Annotated in this window: 16 protein-coding genes; 9 read left to right on the forward strand and 7 right to left on the reverse strand. The window is 46.7% G+C overall.

Annotated features, from left to right (window positions below):
• The first annotated feature begins 67 nt into the window (after positions 1-67).
• The 4 genes from LSG34_RS02320 (at position 68) to LSG34_RS02335 (ending at position 4,769) form a co-directional block, all read left to right on the forward strand.
• A complete protein-coding gene (locus tag LSG34_RS02320) occupies positions 68-1,273 on the forward strand; it encodes an aspartate aminotransferase family protein (protein ID WP_233007197.1) in 1,206 nt (401 codons plus the stop codon).
• Between the two features lie 83 nt (positions 1,274-1,356).
• A complete protein-coding gene (gene astA / locus LSG34_RS02325; protein ID WP_233007198.1) occupies positions 1,357-2,388 on the forward strand; it encodes an arginine N-succinyltransferase in 1,032 nt (343 codons plus the stop codon).
• Complete coding sequence (gene astD / locus LSG34_RS02330; protein ID WP_233007199.1) at positions 2,385-3,881, forward strand: succinylglutamate-semialdehyde dehydrogenase; 1,497 nt, start codon at positions 2,385-2,387, stop codon at positions 3,879-3,881. The genes astA and astD overlap by 4 nt, the downstream gene beginning before the upstream one ends.
• 84 nt (positions 3,882-3,965) lie before the next feature.
• Positions 3,966-4,769, forward strand: a complete 804-nt coding sequence (locus LSG34_RS02335) for a DUF1338 domain-containing protein (RefSeq protein ID WP_233007200.1) — start codon at positions 3,966-3,968, stop codon at positions 4,767-4,769.
• A 22-nt stretch (positions 4,770-4,791) separates the two neighbouring features.
• On the opposite strand, the gene LSG34_RS02340 is transcribed toward LSG34_RS02335, so the two are convergent.
• Positions 4,792-5,346 (reverse strand): dienelactone hydrolase family protein, encoded by a 555-nt coding sequence (locus tag LSG34_RS02340; protein WP_233007201.1) that lies wholly within the window; start codon positions 5,344-5,346, stop codon positions 4,792-4,794.
• 11 nt (positions 5,347-5,357) lie between these two features.
• Positions 5,358-6,224 (reverse strand): MBL fold metallo-hydrolase, encoded by an 867-nt coding sequence (locus tag LSG34_RS02345; protein WP_233007202.1) that lies wholly within the window; start codon positions 6,222-6,224, stop codon positions 5,358-5,360.
• 205 nt (positions 6,225-6,429) lie between these two features.
• Here LSG34_RS02345 and LSG34_RS02350 point away from each other — a divergent pair, with 205 nt between their 5' ends.
• Positions 6,430-8,736 (forward strand): methyl-accepting chemotaxis protein, encoded by a 2,307-nt coding sequence (locus LSG34_RS02350; RefSeq protein WP_233007203.1) that lies wholly within the window; start codon positions 6,430-6,432, stop codon positions 8,734-8,736.
• A gap of 78 nt (positions 8,737-8,814) precedes the next feature.
• Here the strand turns inward: LSG34_RS02350 and LSG34_RS02355 are convergent, their stop codons facing one another.
• The 3 genes from LSG34_RS02355 to LSG34_RS02365 all read right to left on the reverse strand — a co-directional run bounded on the left by LSG34_RS02355 (position 8,815) and on the right by LSG34_RS02365 (position 12,053).
• Entirely contained in the window at positions 8,815-10,125 is a 1,311-nt protein-coding gene (locus tag LSG34_RS02355; RefSeq protein ID WP_233007204.1) for a hemolysin family protein, read from the reverse strand.
• Between the two features lie 219 nt (positions 10,126-10,344).
• On the reverse strand, positions 10,345-11,229 hold the full coding sequence (gene htpX, locus LSG34_RS02360) for a protease HtpX (protein WP_233007205.1): 885 nt from the start codon (positions 11,227-11,229) through the stop codon (positions 10,345-10,347).
• A gap of 356 nt (positions 11,230-11,585) precedes the next feature.
• On the reverse strand, positions 11,586-12,053 hold the full coding sequence (locus tag LSG34_RS02365) for a Dps family protein (protein ID WP_053425867.1): 468 nt from the start codon (positions 12,051-12,053) through the stop codon (positions 11,586-11,588).
• Positions 12,054-12,275: 222 nt separating this feature from the next.
• On the opposite strand from LSG34_RS02365, the gene LSG34_RS02370 reads away from it, so the two are divergent.
• Positions 12,276-13,517: a cation:proton antiporter gene (locus LSG34_RS02370; RefSeq protein WP_233007440.1), complete on the forward strand. Its 1,242-nt coding sequence runs from the start codon at positions 12,276-12,278 to the stop codon at positions 13,515-13,517.
• Positions 13,518-13,583: 66 nt separating this feature from the next.
• On the opposite strand, the gene LSG34_RS02375 is transcribed toward LSG34_RS02370, so the two are convergent.
• Together LSG34_RS02375 and LSG34_RS02380 are read right to left on the reverse strand one after the other, a co-directional pair.
• Complete coding sequence (locus tag LSG34_RS02375; protein ID WP_233007206.1) at positions 13,584-15,197, reverse strand: ABC-F family ATPase; 1,614 nt, start codon at positions 15,195-15,197, stop codon at positions 13,584-13,586.
• 157 nt (positions 15,198-15,354) lie between these two features.
• Positions 15,355-16,263 (reverse strand): DMT family transporter, encoded by a 909-nt coding sequence (locus LSG34_RS02380; protein WP_233007207.1) that lies wholly within the window; start codon positions 16,261-16,263, stop codon positions 15,355-15,357.
• A 121-nt stretch (positions 16,264-16,384) separates the two neighbouring features.
• Here LSG34_RS02380 and LSG34_RS02385 point away from each other — a divergent pair, with 121 nt between their 5' ends.
• The 3 genes from LSG34_RS02385 (at position 16,385) to LSG34_RS02395 (ending at position 20,735) form a co-directional block, all read left to right on the forward strand.
• Complete coding sequence (locus LSG34_RS02385; protein WP_233007208.1) at positions 16,385-17,863, forward strand: aminotransferase-like domain-containing protein; 1,479 nt, start codon at positions 16,385-16,387, stop codon at positions 17,861-17,863.
• An 88-nt stretch (positions 17,864-17,951) separates the two neighbouring features.
• Complete coding sequence (locus tag LSG34_RS02390; RefSeq protein WP_233007209.1) at positions 17,952-19,817, forward strand: GNAT family N-acetyltransferase; 1,866 nt, start codon at positions 17,952-17,954, stop codon at positions 19,815-19,817.
• Positions 19,818-20,735 carry a histone deacetylase family protein gene (locus tag LSG34_RS02395; protein WP_233007210.1) on the forward strand — a complete coding sequence of 306 codons (918 nt, stop codon included), beginning with the start codon at positions 19,818-19,820 and terminating at the stop codon, positions 20,733-20,735.
• Positions 20,736-20,907 lie beyond the last annotated feature (172 nt).

Raw genomic sequence — 20,907 nt, forward strand, 5'->3', positions numbered from 1 at the left:
CCCTGCTAATTCGCTGTGGGTTAACAGATAACGCAGATTAAACAAAAAGCACAGAGGCAAAACAACAATGCAAGTCAGTAGATCTTTATTCGACGAAGTGATGGTTCCTAACTACGCACCATCTGCAGTGATCCCGGTAAAAGGTCTGGGTTCAAGAGTCTGGGATCAAACAGGTCGCGAGTTTATTGACTTCGCAGGCGGCATAGCCGTGAACTGTTTAGGTCATTGCCACCCAGCTTTAGTCAGCGCGTTAAAAGACCAGGCTGACAAGTTGTGGCATTTATCTAACGTGATGACTAACGAGCCAGCTCTTATTCTGGCGCAAAAGCTGGTCAACGCTACCTTTGCTGAAAAAGTCTATTTTGCCAACTCGGGCGCTGAAGCTAACGAAGCAGCCTTAAAGCTGGCTCGTCGCTGGGCTAAAAATGAAGTGGGTGAACACAAAACCCAAATTATTGCTTTTAAACAAGGTTTCCACGGCCGTACTTTCTTTACTGTGACAGTAGGTGGTCAACCTGCCTATTCAGACGGTTTTGGCCCTAAACCTGCCGATATAGTGCATGCCGAATACAACAATCTGGCAAGTTTAGAAGCTCTGATTTCCGACAATACCTGTGCTGTGATGTTAGAACCACTGCAAGGCGAAGGCGGTATCATCACGCCAACTGCTGAATTTATCCAGGGTGTGGCTGCTTTATGTAAAAAGCACAATGCGCTGATGATATTTGATGAAGTGCAATCTGGTGTCGGCCGTACCGGCGAGTTGTATGCCTATATGGGATTAGGCGTAGTGCCTGACATTCTGACTACAGCTAAAGCTTTAGGTGGCGGTTTCCCTATAGGTGCTATGCTGACAACCACTGCTATTGCCAAGCATTTAGTAGTGGGCACCCATGGTTCTACTTATGGTGGTAACCCGCTGGCTTGTGCCGTAGGTATTGCAGCTTTTGACACAGTAAATACGCCTGAAGTTTTAAATGGCGTGAAACAGCGTGAGCAGTTATTCCGTGAAGGTTTAAAGGCTATTAACGCTAAATACGATGTGTTCAGTGAAATTCGAGGCCAAGGCCTGTTAATAGGTGCGGCACTGAATGACAAGTATCAGGGCAAAGCCCGTGATTTTATGTTGGCAGCAGCTGATGAAGGCTTAATGATGTTAGTCGCAGGCTACAGCGTCATTCGTATGACTCCGTCGCTGATTATTCCGGAAGCAGATATTACCGAAGGTTTAAAACGTTTTGAAAAAGCCGTTGCTAAGATGGTTCAGGCTTAAGCCTTGTTCAGGGAGCTGATTAAGCTCCCTGACTTTTTCAAAAACGATTATAAAAACAAGAATTAAGCAGGAATACTAAATTTATGTTGTTGATCCGTCCTATCCGACAATCGGATTACCCTGTCCTGATGCAAATTGCTATTGAATCAGGTGCTGGTTTTACCTCTTTGCCGGTCAATGAGCAAAAATTGCAGGCGAAAATTGCCCGTTCTGAGCAAAGTTTCGCAACTGCCGTTGAGGCTATGGGCGATCAGGGCTATCTGTTCGTATTGGAAGATACCAGCACAGGTGAGATCGTTGGTACTTCAGGTATTGAAGCCTCAGTTGGTCTGGAAAACCCTTTGTACCATTTCCATAAAAGCACCGTGGTGCACCACTCCAAAGAGTTGGATGTGTTTAAACAAGTTGAAGTGCTGACCATGTGTAATGACTACACTGGTGTGTCTGAGATTTGCACGCTGTTTTTACGCGAGCCTTATCGTCAGGGTTTAAACGGCCGCTTTTTATCCAAAGTGCGGTTTTTATTTATGGCCGAGCATCCAAAGCGTTTCTCCAAAATGGTGATCGCAGAAATGCGTGGTGTGGCTGATGATTCGGGTTTACCTCCGTTTTGGAAATGGCTGCAGTCGTATTTCTTTAGCATCGACTTCCCTACCGCCGATTATATGATTGGAGTCGGCAACAAAGGCTTTATCGCCGATTTAATGCCGCGTCATCCTATTTACGTCAGCTTGTTGCCGGAGTCTGCGCAGCAAGTTATAGGTGAAGTGCATGAAAACACCAAACCTGCTTTGGCGCTGTTAGAAAACGAAGGTTTCTTCCACCGTGGTTATGTCGACTTGTTCGACGGTGGTCCAACAGTTGAGTGCCAGTTAAAACAAATTAAATCAGTGCGCAACAGCCATAAGATTAAAGTGCTGGTGGCGCCTGTTGAAGGCAACGCCACACTGTCCATTTGTAATACCCAGACTGCCAATTTCCGGGCTGTATTTAGCAAAAATGCGGCACTGAATGACAATCACGAACTGGTGATCAGTCCTGAATTAGCTGAAGCTCTGATGGTCAGCAATGGCGATTTTGTGCGTTACCTCTCTTTAGAAAAGGCAGTGAAATGAACGAAGTGAATACAAAAGCACCTACAAAAGCTGCGGTGCAGTTTATCGAAGGCCAATGGCAAACCGGTTTTGGTTTAGCTTTTCAATCTGTAAACCCTGCAACAGGTAAAACGATTTGGCAAGGCAACAGTGCTGATGAAGCTCAGGTGCATCAGGCCTTACTGGCCGCACGTCAGGCCTTTTATCGCTGGTCGGCGTTATCTCTTGCAGATCGCCTGGTTGTCATTGAAAAATTTGCGGCTTTACTGCAAGAAAACACTGAAACCATGGCTCATACTATTGCCGAAGAAACTGGCAAAGCTTTATGGGAAAGCCGCACTGAAGTGGCTGCCATGATAGGCAAAATTGCTATATCCAAACGCGCCCATGAAGAACGCACCGGCACTGTAGAAAACCCTATGCCAGGTGCTAAGGCCTTTATCCGCCATAAACCTCATGGTGTAGTTGCAGTCTTTGGTCCTTATAACTTCCCGGGCCATTTGCCAAACGGTCATATAGTTCCTGCTCTGATTGCGGGTAACGTGGTGGTATTTAAGCCTTCTGAGCTAACACCTAAAGTAGCTGAATACACAGTGCAGTTATGGCAACAGGCAGGTTTACCAGCAGCTGTGCTGACTTTATTACAAGGCGAAGTCGCGACAGGTAAAGCCTTAGCTGCGCATCCTCAGTTAGATGGCTTATTTTTCACTGGCAGCTCTGGAACCGGACATTACCTGCATCAGCAGTTTGCTGGTCAGCCAGGTAAAATTCTGGCGCTGGAAATGGGTGGTAATAACCCGCTGATCATCAAAGACGTGGCCAATGTAAAAGCCGCAGTGCATGACATTATTCAGTCGGCTTTTATCAGCTCTGGCCAGCGTTGTACCTGTGCCCGTCGCTTATTTGTGCCAAATACAGCCAATGGGGATGCTATTTTGTCAGAACTGGTCGCTGCCACTAAAAAAATTCGTGTCGCCGATCCTTTTGCCACAGAACAACCTTTTTACGGCGCAATGATTTCTGCCAAAGCGGCCGAAGGCATGGCCAAAGCTCAGCAACAACTGGTGGACATGGGCGCAAAAATTTTAGTCGAACTCACTTTACCTGAAGCTCATGGTGCTTATGTAACGCCAGGTATTCTGGATGTGACAGGTGTAAACGGAATTCCGGACGAAGAACATTTTGGCCCACTGTTAAAAGTTTATCGTTACGATGATTTTGAGCAGGCTATCGCTGAAGCAAATAACAGCAAATACGGTTTATCTGCAGGTTTACTGGCCGATTCTGCTGAAGATTATCAGCTGTTTTTCCAGCAAATCCGCGCAGGTATCGTCAACTGGAACAAACCTATTACCGGAGCTTCCAGCGCCGCACCTTTTGGTGGTATTGGCGCCAGTGGCAACCACAGAGCCAGTGCTTATTACGCAGCAGATTATTGCGCTTACCCTGTCTCTTCAGTCGAAGCTGACCAGGTGGTGTTGCCAGCAACATTAAGCCCGGGATTAGTGCTGTAAAGCTGAACCAGATCAATATTATAAGCCGGTATAGTGGCTACACTTACCGGCGTTAACACCATAATCAACAGAGCAGGACTCGTTATGCATACTGATGTAAAAGAACTGTTTAACCAACTTTGGGCTAACTACCTGGAAGTCACCCCTTCCGCAAAAAAAATTCATGCCATTTTGGGCTCGTCGCAACAGAACGACGTGATTAACGATCACATAGCTTTGCGTACTTTTAATATTGAAAAAGTAAGCCTTGAAAAACTGGCGGCTCACCTGCTGGCTTTAGGTTATACCGAAGGTGGCGAATACCACTTTGAAGCGAAAAAGCTCTATGCCAAGCATTATGAGCATAAAGATCCAACGCTGCCCAAAGTCTTTATCTCCGAGCTGCTGTTAGAAAAATGCTCCCCGGAGCTGCAAAGCATAGTGCGTAAACTGGTTGATCAAATCCCTGAAGCTGCAGTGACTGCAGATAATTTCCTGTACTCAGGCCGTCACTGGACTATTGATCAGCAAAGTTACGAAACTTTATTGGCTGAAAGTGAATATGCAGCCTGGATGTCTGTCTGGGGTTACCGTGCGAACCACTTTACGGTCAGCGTTAATGCACTGAAGAACTATGAAACCTTAGAGTCGGTTAATCAGGCTTTAAAAGATGCAGGTTTTCCATTAAATACCTCAGGTGGCGAAATCAAAGGCACGCCAGAAGTATTGCTGGAACAGTCTTCGACTTTAGCGGACGAAGCGCCGGTGAAATTCACCGATGGTACACGCAATATTCCAAGTTGCTTCTATGAATTTGCCCGTCGTTACCCTATGGCGAACGGCCAGCTGTACGGTGGTTTTGTGGCGGCTTCTGCGGATAAAATTTTCGAAAGCACCAACGTGCGTTAATCACTTAAGTTGATTCTGACGACTAAAGGCTGGATAAGTATCCGGCCTTTATTTTATCCCAATAAACCGCGGCTACTTCAGCCTGATACCCCTTAGATAACAGATTCATAAAACCATGAGGATAAGGTACAAGGCTTTGTTTGAGGTTCGTTTTACCTGCTAAAGCATCCATCAGCTCAAGCACAGAAAAATGCGTCTCTTCGGCAAATATCAATTCTGTTGGATAAAGCGGCTGAAGATGAGTCATCTGGCGAATTTGACCACCATAAAAACCAACACAATGCTCAATAGTTAAATGCTCTAAAACCAGATTCGCCCAGCAGGCTGCGGCACCCGCACTAAACCCTAGTAAAAATACCGGCTCTGTCTGAGCTTTAAGCAGCTCACCTAGTTTCTTGCTGTAGGCCTCAAGTCCGCCATGCGCCAGAAAATACTGATAGGCTTCATGATCGTCGCTAAAAGATAGAGGCTGATGATCATAAGGTTGCACGCAAAGATAATCCAAACCTGACTGGTCAAATTGCAAAAGCACTTCAGGCTGAGCGCCAAAAATATCAGTCACTATCACCAGTGGCATACACTATGTCCTTATCGAAACAAATTCACCGGAAGTTTTAAATACACAGTGCCATTGTCTTCTGCAGCAGGAAACTGCCCTGCCCGCACATTGACCTGTACTGATGGCAATATCAGCTTTGGCATGCTCAGAGTTTTATCTCTGGTCGTGCGCATGGTAACAAAGTCTTTCTCACTGGTACCTTGTTTTAGATGGATGTTCTGTTTCTTTTGCGCCGCTATAGTAGTCTCACAAACAAACTCATCCCTGCCAGGAGCTTTGTAATCGTGGCATAAAAACATCCGGCTTTGATCCGGCAATTGATACAGTTTTTGCACTGAGCTATATAAGGTTGCTGCATCGCCGCCCGGGAAATCACAACGGGCTGAGCCATAATCAGGCATAAACAAGGTGTCGCCCACAAAGACTGCATCGCCTATGCAATAACTGACACAAGCCGGCGTATGACCTGGGGTATGTAGTACTGAGCAGCGGATGGTCCCCAACATAAAGTCCTCGCCATCGGCGAATAGTTTGTCAAAAGCTGAACCGTCAGTTTTTAAATCTTTCAGGTTAAACACCTGACTAAACAGCTGTTGTACTTCGGTAATACGTGAACCTATCGCAATATGCCCACCCAGTTGTCGCTTCAGAAAAGGTGCGGCAGATAAATGATCGGCATGCACATGAGTTTCCAATAACCACTGCACTGTCAGGTTATGCTCTTTCACCTTAGCCATGATCTGCTCTGCAGAACTTGTATGGGTGGAACCAGAAGCTGCATCAAAATCCAATACCGGATCGATCACCGCAGCCTCTTTGCTCAGCGGATCCCACACCAGATAACTGTAGGTAAAGCTTTGAGATTCAAAAAACGCATGGACAACAGGCTGCTGCATAAATCACCGCTACTGGTGGATTGAACAAATGATGGCTTATCTTAGCAAAGCTTTTTCATTCCAGAAAGATATAAGCTTATTCCTTAAAGTTTATCTAGTGGGTATTAATCAGCCATGCAGACCTCTTGCTACCAGTTTGTCATAATTCTGCAATCAGTCAGCTCTACTCTGCTTTGGCCTGAAACTTAGTGGAGATAGGAGTTGTATGAATATCGCCAGAAAATTGACCTTGGGAGCTGGTGTACTGACCGTGATGGCTGTTATTTTATCTGCCAGTACCAGTGGCCTGCTCGCCTTAAAAGACAGCTCCGACGCTGTGCATCAAAGTGCAGAACAACAATTTCAGGCTCTTGCCGCAAGTCGCCATACCATGCTGCAAACCCAACTCGACAGCCAGCAGCAACTGCTTAACGTACTGGCCCATAACCGCCTGACCCAAGAGGCCATTTACAGTTTTAAAAACCCCTTTGTCTCGTACCGTTATGAAGTATCAGCCCCTAACCTTGACGGTCTGAAACAGCAGATGGGCGACTGGTACAAAACCAAATACCAACCTTATTTCCAGACTCAAACTAAGGGCCTATCGGTCAATACCAGCCAATGGCTTGAGAAATCCAAATTTGAAACCTTGCTGCTGCAAAAGTTTTATGTGGCCGAAAATCCTCAGCCTTTAGGTAAACAGCAGTTGCTGGAGGATCGAAGCGATGGCTCTGTTTATGGTCAGCAGCATAAAAAATACCACAGCAGCTTTAAAGAAATAGTCGATCGTTATGGCTTTCAGGACTTAATGCTGGTGGATGCCAATAGCCTGGATGTTTTGTATAACGTTAATAAAGGCCCTGTTTTTGCCAGCAATTTACAAAACGGCGCTTTCGCCGACACTGAACTGGCAAAGTTAGCCAAAACTTTAAAACATAAACCTAAAGCTGGCTTACAGATTTCCGCGATCAGCGCTTTTAACGGCTCTTTCCAGCAACAGGTACTGTTTTTTGGCGTGCCGGTGTTTCATCCAAATAGCAGCGAAACTCCGGTCGGCTTCTTAATAGCTCAGTATCCGGTCAGTCGTTTTACAGATTTGATGACCGGAAATCAAAAGTGGCAAGACTTAGGTTTAGGTCAGACCGGTGATTTATATCTGGTGGATCAAGAGCAAACACTGGTCACTGAATTACGGCCCTATTTAACAGATAAAGCCAGCTTTGCTGCAGAGTATCCGCAGTTTAAATCCGGCCCTTATGGTTTAGGTGGTCACACCAAGCTGCAACTACCGCAGATTAAAGACGCCTTAGCGGGTAAATCAGGTGTGGCTGAAGCCGAAGATTACCGTGGCATAGAGTCGCTGATCAGCTGGCGCCCTCTGCAAATAGGCCAACAACAGTATGCTCTTATTGTGCAGCAGGAATTATCAGAAAGTATGGAGGCTGTCAGTACCATTCGTACTAACCTGATTTTAAGCACGCTGTTGGCTGTATTGATTTTAGGTGTAGTGGTCGTACTGCTGGTGTATTTGTTAGCCCAACGTTTTGCCAAACCTATGCTGACTTTGCATCAAAGCATTGAACATTCGGCACAATCCCACGATTTAACTGTGCGTTTTGATTTAAATAGCAAAGACGAGTTGTCAGACATTGGCTCAGCGTTGAATAAGCTGTTTGGCTCCTTTTGTACTCTGGTGGCAAAATTAACCAGCACCTCTGAACAAAGTGCCTCAGCAGCGACTCAGAACCTGCAAATCAGCCAGGAATGCAAAAACTCAGCGATACAACAAGGCGCTGCCATCAGTCATTTACTGCAGCAATCACAAAGCCTGGATGTGCAGTTACAGCAGTCAGCCGAACAATTACGTAGCAGTGCCAATCAGGCCAATCATGCCAACCAACAAGCCGATTCAGGTTTCAAGGCGGTGGATCTGGTGGCCAGTTCCATGCGTCATCTGGCTGAACAAGTCAGCTCATCCAGCCATAGCATGGAAGAGCTACGTTCTGCTGCAACAGATATAGTCACAGTGCTGGATACCATCAAAGGGATTTCAGAACAAACCAACCTTTTGGCGTTAAATGCCGCTATTGAAGCTGCCCGGGCCGGTGAACATGGTCGTGGTTTTGCCGTAGTCGCAGATGAAGTCCGACGTTTATCAGGCAGCACCCGTCAGGCCACTATGGAAATTCAGCAGATGTTAAACCGCCTGATGAGCACAGTGGATGAAACGGCGCTGGATTTAGCCAAAGAGCGGCAAAGTGCTGAACTTTGTGTCACTGGTTCAGAGCAGGCACTGCATGCGTTAGGTGAAATTAAGCAGCTTATTGCGCAAGTGAATACAGCAACGTCCGGCATAGCTCAGGCGAGTGAGCAGCAATATCAGCAGAATCAGCAAATGCGTGACGAGCTGACCGCTGTGCAAGGTTTAGCGGGTCATACCGAACAAGCCATGACGGAGCTTAATATCACTGCGAAAGAGCAGGAAAAGCTGGCCATTGAACTACTTCACAATGCCAAAGCGTTCAGGGTATAAATGCCTCATACAACAAAGCCCCTGATCAGAGGGGCTTTTTTATTACACACGACAGGCTATGAACCACACAAGCTGCTGTTAATCCTGCAATTCGTCTTCTGATTCCTCGTACGGAATTTTTTGCGCCAGTACTTTATCGACTCTTTTGCCATCCATATCGACAATTTCCAGACGCCAGCCGGCAATTTCAACAATATCAGCTGTCTGCGGTATTTTTCCCAGCTCATACATCAACAAGCCGTTTAAGGTCTGATAGCGCCCTTCTTCCTCGTCTTGCAGTTTTCGTATATCCAACGCATCTTTTAAATCAATAATCGGAATTAAACCGTCGAGTAATAAAGTGCCATCCTGACGACGGATCACCATCTGATCCCCTTCATCGTCCTGTGCAAACTCGCCGGTTAAAGCGTCCATCATATCCTGTAAGGTCACCATACCTTTCAGATCGCCATATTCGTCCACCACAAACACCATTTGCGAGCCACTGGTTCTGAAATGCTCCAACAGCGCCATACCGGACAAGCTGTCTGGTACATAGTTACAAGGCTTGACCAGGGACGCTATATGAATTTCTTTACCTGATATGGATTGCGCCAACAGCTGTTTGGCAGACACTACCCCTACTATATCGTCGACATTGTTACGACAGACAGGAAAACGTGAATGTGGCGCCTGCATCACCAGGCGTAAATTGTCTTCCAATGATTCGCTAACATCCAAAAACACAATGTCCGAACGCGGCACCATTAAAGAGGAAATAGAACGCTCATCCAACCGGAACACGTTTTTTACCATCGCATGTTCGTTATGTTCAATCACACCAGCAGATGAGCCTTCCTGCAGCATGGCCTGAATATCTTCGTGCGTGACATTGTCTTCCATCTGCTGGTTAAAGCCCAACAACCGCATCAGGCTGTGGGTAGAACCAGATAACATCCAGACAAAAGGTTTAGTCACAACCGCCAATACCGTCATCGGCTTAGACACCAGGCAAGCTATGGTTTCCGCACTGATTTGGCCGATACGTTTAGGCACCAGCTCACCTATCACGATAGAGACATAAGTGACGATAATAACCACCAGCACTGTAGACACCACGCTGGTGATCTCGGCTGAAATACCAAAGCCCTGCAACCAAAGAGATAAAGGCTCTGCCAGGATAGATTCACCAAAAATACCGTTTAAAATACCTATGGAAGTGATACCAATCTGAACCGTAGATAAAAACTGAGTCGGATCCTCTGCCAGCTTTAATGCCGCTTTAGCTGTACTGCTGCCGCCATGGGCCATTGCAGTTAAGCGGGATTTCCGTGCTGTGACTATGGCGATTTCTGACATGGCAAACAAACCATTCAGCACAATCAAACCCACGAGAATAAAAATTTCCATAAATCAGTATTAAACTCCGGTTATTTCATTAGTGGATCCAGCCGCTATCACGCTGCGAGCGACTGGACATCGGACTTATCTTAGTGATTTGCCCATGGTAGTAAAGCAACTTTTAAGTTTTGCCTGAGCACACCGGAGATAAGGCTCACTAAAAAGCAAAACGGCCCTGCAGTAAAACCGCAGAGCCGCTGTATTTAACTTAAATAAGGAGCTATTTAGTTAGCCTTCAAAAGACCGGCTTTGCAGCGCGTGAATACGTTTATCCAGTGGCGGATGGCTCATAAAAAGCTCTGAAGCAGCAGGTTTAGTCGCCAAACCAAAAGCTGTCATTGAACCTTGTAACTGGCTTTCATGATTGCCTTTTAAACGTTGTAACGCAGCCACCATATTATTCGCACCCACTAAACGGGCTGCACCAGCGTCTGCCTTGTATTCACGTTGACGAGAGAACCACATCACGATAATACTCGCCAGCACACCAAAGATCATTTCCAGCACAAACACAGTGATCATATAACTCAATCCACCGCCCTGACTTTCTTCTTCATCACTGGAGCGAAAGAAGTTATCAATAAAACCAGCCACAATCCGGGCAAAGAAAATAACAAAGGTATTCACTACCCCCTGAATAAGCGTCAAGGTCACCATATCGCCGTTAGCAACGTGTGATACTTCATGAGCTAACACAGCTTCGGCTTCCTGCTGCGTCATTGCATGCAATAAACCTGTACTGACGGCCACCAGCGCATTATTGCGGCTCATGCCTGTGGCAAAAGCGTTGATTTCAGGTGAGTCGTAAATAGCAACTTCCGGCATACCAATACCAGCTTGCTTCGCCTGGCGCTGCACAGTGCTGACCAGCCAGTGCTCAGTCGCATTTGATGGTTCTGTGATCACCACAGCGCCGGTTGAACGTTTTGCCATCCACTTGGACATAGCTAAAGAGATAAAAGAGCCACCAAAACCAAACACAGCAGCGAATATCAGTAAGCCACCCATGCTGCGGTTATCTATACCAAAAACTTTAAACACAATACTTAAAACGATACTCAGCACTAACATCACAGCTAAGTTCGTGATTAAAAATAGCACTATACGTTTCATAACAACCTCTGTAATTCAGGAAACCAACCAGGTTCAAAACGCCTGTTGCTAAAAAAGCCCCTGTAACAGTAATGAAACAGGGGCAAAGGGCGGATTTATCACCACAACAAGTACGTATTGGTTCTGCCCAACCCAACAGCAGCTTCTCGCCTCTCTATTGGGTTATTCAGGGAACGCAGTGATAATAAGCGGATAAATATATAAGGTAAAATCGAATATAACTTCCTAATTGGCAGTTTATAACTGATAGCCAACTTTGGATTATAAAAGGCAAACGGGCCTTAATAAAAAAGCCTGTCGGGAGTCAACCGGACAGGCTTTTGTTTGATTTGCCCCTTGGGAAATCCTATAGAGAATTAACCCAATAAGCTTCTGAGCATCCAGGCATTCTTTTCATGCACCTGCATACGCTGAGTGAGTAAATCCAACGTAGGTTCGTCTGAGGCTTTATCCGCGACAGGTACTATGGCGCGCGCAGATTTTGCTAAAGCTTCCTGGCCTTTCACCAGATCTTTAATCATATCCTGAGCAGCCGGAATGCCATCGGCTTCTTTAATGCTGGTGAGCTTGGCAAACTCTTTATAAGAACCTGGCGCAAATTCACCTAAAGCACGAATACGCTCAGCGATTAAATCTACCGCCAGCGACAGCTCAGTGTACTGAGTTTCAAATAAAACATGCAGCGTCTGAAACATAGGGCCAGTGACGTTCCAATGATAGTTATGTGTCTTCAGATACAGTGTATATGTATCAGCCAATAACACAGCTAAACCATCAGCAATGGCTTTACGATCATCATCTTCAATACCAATATTAATCTTCATAAGAAACTCCGTGTTGCGGCAAAGAATGCAAATACCCTATCACAATTCACGCCAGGCGCTCAAATATCCGTAGGTATAAGCTGATATAGATCAATGGGATCGAAGATGGCATAAAACAAGGGCGTGCTTTCGATAGTCTTGGTTTTGTCACAATACGCCAGTTAGAATGCGCACTTTGAATCCTTCCTTATTTGCTTGTTTGCGGAGTGTGTTGTGGAAGCTATGCCAGTAGGCGTCAGTGCCTTTTTTATTCAGTTGTTGGTGATCCTGGTTATAGCCCGGATCGTGGGCTGGCTGGCTATTCAGGTAGGCCAACCCAGAGTGGTAGGCGAAATGATCGCCGGCATTTTATTAGGCCCTACCTTATTTGGCGCTTTAGCACCTGACTTTCAGCAGCAGCTGTTTTCTGCAGAGTACCGACCCTTCTTATCCTTAGGCGCACAAGTGGGTATTGGCCTTTATATGTTTTTAGTGGGCCTTGAATTTGACACCAGTATGTTTAAAACCCGCGCCCGCAGTGCCATCGCTATTTCCGCTTCAGGCATAGTGGTGCCTTTTGTTATGGCCTGTCTATTAGCCAGTTGGTTATTGTGTTACGGTGGCCTTTTTGCGGATAACCTCAGTTGGACACAAGCCGCATTATTTCTGGGCGCTTCCATTTCCATCACTGCCTTTCCTATGCTGGCCAGGGTGATCCAGGAGCAAGGCTTAGCCAACAGCAAATTAGGCACTTTAGTACTGGCAGCAGGAGCTATAGATGATGTCGCAGCCTGGTGTCTGATGGCCTTATTGCTGGCAAGTTTTGGCGGCGACGACACTTTGTTTTATAAAGCTGTGATAGGTGCAGTAATTTTTGCAGCTTTAATGCTGACGCTGGTACGTAAACATGCGGCGCAGCTGGAGAGCTGGTATCAGCGCGAACAACGCATCACTCCCCGCCTCTTTCTGGTAATTTTAGTCTTGTGGGTAGTCAGCGTCAGTACCACAGAATGGGTAGGCCTGCATGCAGTGTTTGGTGGCTTCTTATTAGGTGTGGCTATGCCACGTGGTTTGTTGGCCGAACACCTGATTAAACGTCTGCAGCCTTTGGTACTGATTGGTCTGGTGCCATTGTTTTTTACCGTGTCTGGCTTAAAAACTGATCTGTCGGTATTGGCTCAGGGCACCTTGTGGCAAATTGCGCTGGCTGTGATCGCGGCCTCTATTTTTGCCAAAGCAGTGGCCTGTTATCTGGCTGCACGGCTTTGTGGTGAAAACCACCCTATGGCGCTTGCTGTAGGTATTTTGATGAATGCACGTGGCATGATGGAACTGATTTTGCTCAATATTGCGCTGCAAAACGGCGTGATCAAAGAAGACCTGTTCTCTGTTCTGGTGCTGATGACCATAGTCACCACCATGATGGCCACCCCACTGTTTAACGTGCTGCAGCGGCGCACGTCCTTTCGCAGTCAGCTGGATTAACCAGCTATTTCAATCAGATATAAAAAAGCCGGCAGAAGCCGGCTTTTTTATTCAGGTGGTTACGAATTAAGAACGAGCGGCTAATTCAGCTTGCTGTACTAAGTAATCTTCGTAAGTACCAGCGAAGTTGCGTACGCCGCTGTCCGTCATTTCAACGATACGGGTCGCCAATGACGATACAAATTCACGGTCGTGACTGACAAAAATCAGTGTACCTTTGTACATCTCAAGCGCCATGTTCAGGGATTCAATAGATTCCATATCCAGGTGGTTGGTAGGTTCATCCATCACCAGAATATTTGGCCGTTGCAGCATCAGCTTACCAAATAACATCCGGCCTTTTTCACCACCTGATAACACCCGTGTTGGCTTGGCAATATCATCCTGAGAAAACAATAAACGGCCTAAAATGCCACGAATCGCTTGTTCATCATCTGACGGTTGTTTCCACTGGCTCATCCAGCTAAACAGCGTCATATCTTTTTGAGCGCCTTCAAACTCGTATTCATGGTCCTGAGCGTAATAACCAATATTGACGTTTTCAGACCACTTCACTATGCCTTTTTCAGCGGTTAAATCGCCAACCAGACATTTTAAAAAAGTCGTTTTACCAATACCGTTAGTACCGAGGATCGCCACCTTCTCACCGACTTCAATCGTCAGATCAAGGTTTTTCAGTACGTGCAGATCATCAAAGCTCTTGTTTAACTCTGTCACTTCTAACGCTAAACGGTACAGCTGCTTTTGCTGATCAAAACGGATAAATGGGTTTACCCGGCTGGACGCTTTTACTTCAGACAGCTGAATTTTATCAATCTGTTTAGCACGTGATGTGGCCTGGCGCGCTTTAGAAGCGTTGGCAGAAAAACGACTGACGAAGGTTTGAAGCTCAGCGATTTGGGCTTTTTTCTTGGCGTTATCAGACAATAAACGTTCACGCGCTTGAGTAGCAGCTGTCATGTATTCATCGTAGTTGCCTGGGTACACACGTAATTCGCCGTAGTCTAAGTCGGCCATATGAGTACAAACGCTGTTTAAGAAGTGACGGTCGTGCGAAATAATAACCATGGTGCTGTTACGTTCAGCCAGGACTTCTTCTAACCAACGGATGGTGTTGATATCCAGGTTGTTGGTTGGTTCGTCCAGTAACATGATTTCAGGATCGGCAAATAACACCTGAGCCAATAACACCCGCAGTTTCCAGCCCGGAGCTATAGAGGACATTAAGCCAAAATGCTGTTCAACCGGAATACCTACACCAATCAATAATTCGCCGGCACGGGATTCAGCGCTGTAACCATCCATTTCGCCAAAAGCAACTTCTAAGTCGGCCACACGCATACCGTCTTCTTCACTCATATTTGGATCAGCGTAAATACGGTCACGTTCTTCTTTCACAGCCCAAAGTTCAGCGTGGCCCATAATCACTGTGTCGATTACAGTGTATTGCTCAAACGCAAACTGGTCCTGGTGCAACTTAGCCACACGGTGGTTAGGTTCAACAAAAATGTTACCACCACTAGGGTCTAACTCTTTGCTGAGGATCTTCATAAAGGTTGATTTACCGCAACCGTTGGCGCCAATCAAACCATAGCGGTTGCCGTCGCCGAATTTAACGGAGATATTTTCAAAAAGCGGCTTAGCGCCAAATTGCATCGTAATATTTGCGGTAGAAATCACAGTGTTTTTGATCCAACAAAGAGTCATATATAAGCCGCGTCGACAAGTTTAGCTTGCCAGCACAGCCCCAAAAATAGCGCGCCACTATACGCTTTTTTAACGCTAAACTCAAAGTATCTCTGTGTTTTATGACACTTTTGCCAGAGCTTTTTACGCTTTAGCCAAAGCGGCGTCCCAATGCGATACAACCGACCACAGTCAATGCCAATATCCAGTGGATCCATTGCAGTGGTTCAGCCAGCAAGAGCGCACACAAGGCCAGCCCGCTAAAAGGCGATAACAGCTGCAATTGACTGACTTTAGCAATGCCACCAATAGCTAACCCCTTGTACCAGCAGAAAAAGCCGATAAACATGGTAAACACAGACAGATAACCCAGCGCCAGCCACGACTGAAGTGATACAGCAGCATAATCAGGCTGATAAGCCCAAACCCAGGGCAGCAATACCGGAATCGACATCACCAGCGCCCAGCAGATCACCTGCCAGCTGCCGAGTTCTTTGGATAAAATAGCCCCTTTGGCATAACTAAAACCGCATAAAAAACTCGCTAACACCAGATAACCGTCAGCGAGCTGAAAAGGGCCAGTGCTGTGCTGTAACGCATAAAGCGCAACACAAGCGGCCCCCAGCAGTGCAAACAACCAAAAGCCAAGTCGTGGCCATTGTTTAGTTAAATATGCGCCAAAAAAGGCAGTAAAAAGTGGCATCACACTGGTCACCAGAATGCCGTGACTGGCTCCAACTTGTTGCAATGCCAAGGCAGATAACACCGGGTAAGCAAAGACTGAGCCCAAAGCTACTAAAGCCAAGCCCTGCCATTGTTTTGCTGTAGGTAGTTTTTGCCTGGTTACCAGCAGCAGTATCAAAGCCAGTAATGCCGCTATCAAAGCCCTGCCCGCGCCGACAAAAACCGGCGGCATATCAAGCACTGCCATCCGGGTTGCTGGTAAACCTGCGGAGAACATCAACATGCCTAAGCTGCCAAACCATAAGCCTTGCACCAGCGGCTTTTGCCAAAAAGGCAAGCTGCTTTGATCTTGTGGTGAAACAGAGACTACGGACATAACAAATACTCCCATAAGCGGCTGGACAGTCAGCCAACTTCAGTTAGTATACAAAGCTATAGACCATGACAATCAGGACAGTTATCGACAAAGACTACTGAACTGTACAGGTGAAAATCCCATGACAATTGCACTAGCGCAGTGGCAGCTGGATAAAGCCAGCAAAGAGAGTTTTAGCAGTCAGCTTTATCTGCAGGCACAACAAGCCATCCAATCCGGTCGCTGGGTTGCAGGTGCCCGACTACCTTCAATCCGGCTTTTAGCGGCGCATTTAGAGATCAGTAAATTTACGGTGTCTGAGCTGTATGAAAAACTCTCTGCCGCTGGTTTTGTCCGCTCTCAGCCTGGCAGCGGTGTGTATGTCAGTCGTTTAACAGAGCAGCAACAGCAGCTGGAATCCAGCGCCAGCCAAAGCAGCAGACAGCAGGATGTCGCCCTGATGCGCCAGACTTTGCTGAGAGAACCTCATTGGATCAAAGCATCAGCGGGTTGGTTATCACCGGATTGGATGCCGGATCAGGAAATACGCCAGGCGATGCGTGATTTAGCGCGTCAGCCCCAGTCTTTAACTGACTATGGCCCGGCTCAGGGCTACTTCCCGTTGCGCCAGTATTTCACCCAGCGTTTGTCGCAGTTATCTATTGCCACAGAACCAGCCCACATTCTGCTAACCTACAGCGCCTCTCATGCCCTTGATTTAGTGTTTCGTTTGCATCTGAAACCAGGCGATTGGGTGATGGTGGATGATCCCGGCTTTTATAACTTCTTTGCTTTGCTGCGTTTGCATCAGGTGCAATTGCTGGTGGTGCCCCGTACAAAAGAAGGTCCGGATTTAGCTGTGATGCAACAACTGGTGCAGCAGTATCAACCCAAAGCCTATTTAACCAATTCAGTGCTGTCGAATCCTGTGTCTTTGAGTATCCATCCAGCCCGGGCTTTTGCCGTCTTACAGCTACTGCAACAGCATCAGTGCTTGTTGATTGAAGATGATATCTACGCCGACTTTGAAACTCAGCCGGTATCGCGTTACGCTTCGATGGCGGGGTTCCAATCGAATAATGGCTTTGAAACCATTTACTTAGGCAGTATGTCGAAAACTTTGTCTGCAGATTTACGGGTAGGTTTTATTGCTGCAGCACCCGCTACTATTGCGGCATTGACCGATCTAAAACTCATCAGCGGTATATCTACCTCAAATACCATGGAGCGTCTGGTGTACGCGCTATTAACAGGCGGAGGTTATCGACGTCACCTTGAGCAATTAAAGCGTCGTTTACAGCAGGCCCGCAGCCTGGTGTTTTCGAAATTAAAGCAACTGGATTGTCAGTTATGGGCAGAACCTTCAGCTGGTTTTTTATGTTGGGTGAAGCTGCCAGAAGGCGTCAGCAGCAGTCTGTTATCCGAACGCTTACAGCAGCGTCAGATTGTGTTAGCGCCAGGTTCGCAGTTCAGCACCCTGCCCGATGCTGATCAGTACACGCGCCTTAATGTGGCACAGTGTCTGGATGAAGAATTTTGGCGGATACTGGAGCAGGAGTTGCGCCAGATCAGAGACAGCATTTCTCTTTCATCAAATACTAGCCACGACGGGCGGGGATAAACCACCGCCCCTACCTTTTGTTTATATCGACTTAGGTCGCACTGACAAAACCGTTGTATTCTGACATGGTAAAGAAAAAGGATGCTGTATGGCCAAAACATCAGATAAGTCGCCGGCAAAATCGCTGGACTGGAGTGCACTGCTGCAATCCGGTCATCGTATTTTTATTGGCTCACATGCTGCTGCGCCTCAGGCTTTACTGGCCGATTTAATGGCCCGCAGTAAAAACCTGCATGATATAGAGCTGGTGCAACTGATGGTGCTGGCTGACAACTGCTGGGCAGAACAACGTTACAGCGACTTATTTAAAATCAATGCGTTATTTATTGCCGGTGACAAAGTCCGCAGTGCTGTCGCTGAAGGCCGTGCCGACTACACCCCTTGTTTTTTATCTGAAGTACCGGCGCTTTTTAAAAATGAAATTTTGCCTTTAGATGCCGCTTTAGTAATGGTGAGCCCGCCTGATGCTTTTGGTTATTGCTCTTTGGGGGTCTCTGTAGATGCCGTTTCTGCTGCTGTGCGTTCTGCAAAAAAAGTTATAGCGCAAATTAATCCTAAGATGCCGCGCACCAATGGTTATACCTTTATCCATCAAAGCCAAATTCATGCTTTTATCGAACAAGCCGAAGACTTACCGGAGTTACCACCGCCACAACTTGATGAAGTGACTGAGCGTATTGGTCAGTACGTGTCGATGCTGATTGAAGATGGTTCAACCTTACAGCTGGGTATAGGTAAAATTCCGGAGGCCGTTTTACGTTATTTAGGCAATCACAAAGATTTAGGTGTGCACTCTGAAGTGATTTCAGACGGTGTGATGGAACTGATCACCAAAGGCGTGATTAACAACAGAAAAAAAACCTTTCACCCTGGCAAAACCGTCACCAGTTTTTGTATGGGCAGCAAAGCCTTATATGACTTTGTTGATGGTAACCCTCATGTCGAGTTCTATCCCAGCGAATACGTGAACTCTCCCACCAATATTGCCCGTAACGACGCCATGATCGCCATTAATAGCGCAATAGAAGTCGACTTAACGGGTCAGGTGGTGTCGGATTCGATTGGACACAGATTCTATAGCGGCATTGGTGGCCAGGTGGATTTCAGCCGTGGTGCCTCGATGAGTAAAGGCGGCAAACCCATTATTGCCCTGCCATCCACTGCGAAAAATGGCACAGTCTCACGTATTGTGGCGAGTATCACCGAAGGCGGCGGCGTAGTGACTTCTCGTGGCCATGTGCATTATGTGGTCACAGAGTTTGGTGTCGCCTCCTTGCGGGGTAAAAGTATCCGTGAACGCGCACTGGAACTTATTCGCGTCGCCCATCCGAAGTTTCGTAAACAACTGCTGGATGAGGTTCGAAACCATTATTGGGTACCGCATTATCAAAAAGATTATCCCAAAGATGTGGTGGAACTGGGCAAGGTCGGTGTTAAAACCTTAACCATAGCGGGTGAACAGTTTGATTTACGGGCATTAAACCCGGCTGATGAGCGCAGGCTGCAGGAGTTCTTTTACTCTCATACCAAAGAAACCCTGCTGCTGCGTTATAACCACCATCCCAAACAGATGAGCAGAGAAAAATCCTGTACTTTGGTCAGTGTCGATCAGTCGCGCGATCTGGCGCTTTGTATTGTCAAACAACAAGGCTCAGTACTGGAAATTCAGGCCGTAGGCCGTTATTACCTGAATGAAACCGACAATAGCGCTGAAGTGGCTTTTGTGACGCGGGAAAAACAACACGGTAAAGGTATGGCCAAACGGCTGCTGGAAGAAATGATCAGAATTGCCCGCATACGTGAACTCAACCGTATGATGGCTTATGTCCGCGCCGACAATAAGCCGATGCAAAAGGTGTTTGAAAAAGCGGGATTTAAACGTATCGCCAGTGGTGATCCGGATGAAGTCTATTTAGAGTTACCACTAAAGGTAGCGGAACCAGAGAAGCAGTAAATGAGTTTAGTGATCTTCAGCCATGGCCGCTGTTTGTCGTACGACATAGGCCACGATCATCCGGAAGCCGCATCACGCATTCATGCAGTGCAGGACCAGTTATTAAGTTCAGGCCTGGAGTTTGTGGTGCAACAACGGGACGCAACTCCTGCCAGTATGGAGCAGTTGTATCTTGCTCACGACCCGGCTTATGTCGACCATGTATTTGATGCAGTGCCCGATACTGGCCATATCTGGTTGGATGACGATACACAGGCCAATGCAAAATCACTCAATGCTGCTTTGTATTCGGCAGGTTCCGGCATCAATGCGGTGGATTTGGTGATGCAGCAACAGGATACTCAGGCCTTTTGTTTAATACGCCCGCCAGGTCATCACGCTGAATACAAAGCCGCCAAAGGGTTTTGTATTTTTAATAACATAGCCGTAGCAGCAGCTTATGCCATGCAGCAGTATGGATTGCAGCGTGTGCTGATTGTGGATTTTGATGTGCATCATGGCAATGGCACTGAAGATATTTTCCAGCATGAACCCAGAGTCAAATTTTTCTCGTCGTTTCAGCATCCGTTTTATCCCTACACTGACCCTGTTGGTCATACCCCATCCATAGTCAAAATGCCTTTAGCTGCAGGCACTACAGGCGCTTTATACCAACAGCGTTTTACTGAAGAGTGGTTGCCACTGATGCACGAATTTCAGCCAGAGTTGGTATTGGTATCCGCTGGTTTTGATGCGCATATTGAAGATGATATGGGCCAGATGAAACTGACAGAGCTGGATTATTTATGGTTGGGGCAGCAGTTAAAGCAAATTGCCGATCGCTATTGCGGCGGGCGTTTAGTCTCAATGCTGGAAGGTGGTTATGAACATAGCCCGCTGGCCCGTAGTGTAGTGAGTTATCTAAAGGGCCAGCTTTAGATTGTATCAGCCGAATAATGCAGCGAGTATATAAGAGCCACGGCTGCTGTTAATTTTCTATTGCAATTCAAAGGTGTTTACGAGACCAAAAGACCGTCTATATACACCGCTGCTACCCTTACTTATCCAATGCACGCAAATGATAACGATTGTCAATTGCTTTGGCGCTGCC

Origin of the sequence: Rheinheimera faecalis, assembly GCF_021290965.1 — a bacterium.
In the GTDB taxonomy this organism is placed as follows: Bacteria; Pseudomonadota; Gammaproteobacteria; order Enterobacterales; family Alteromonadaceae; genus Pararheinheimera; species Pararheinheimera faecalis.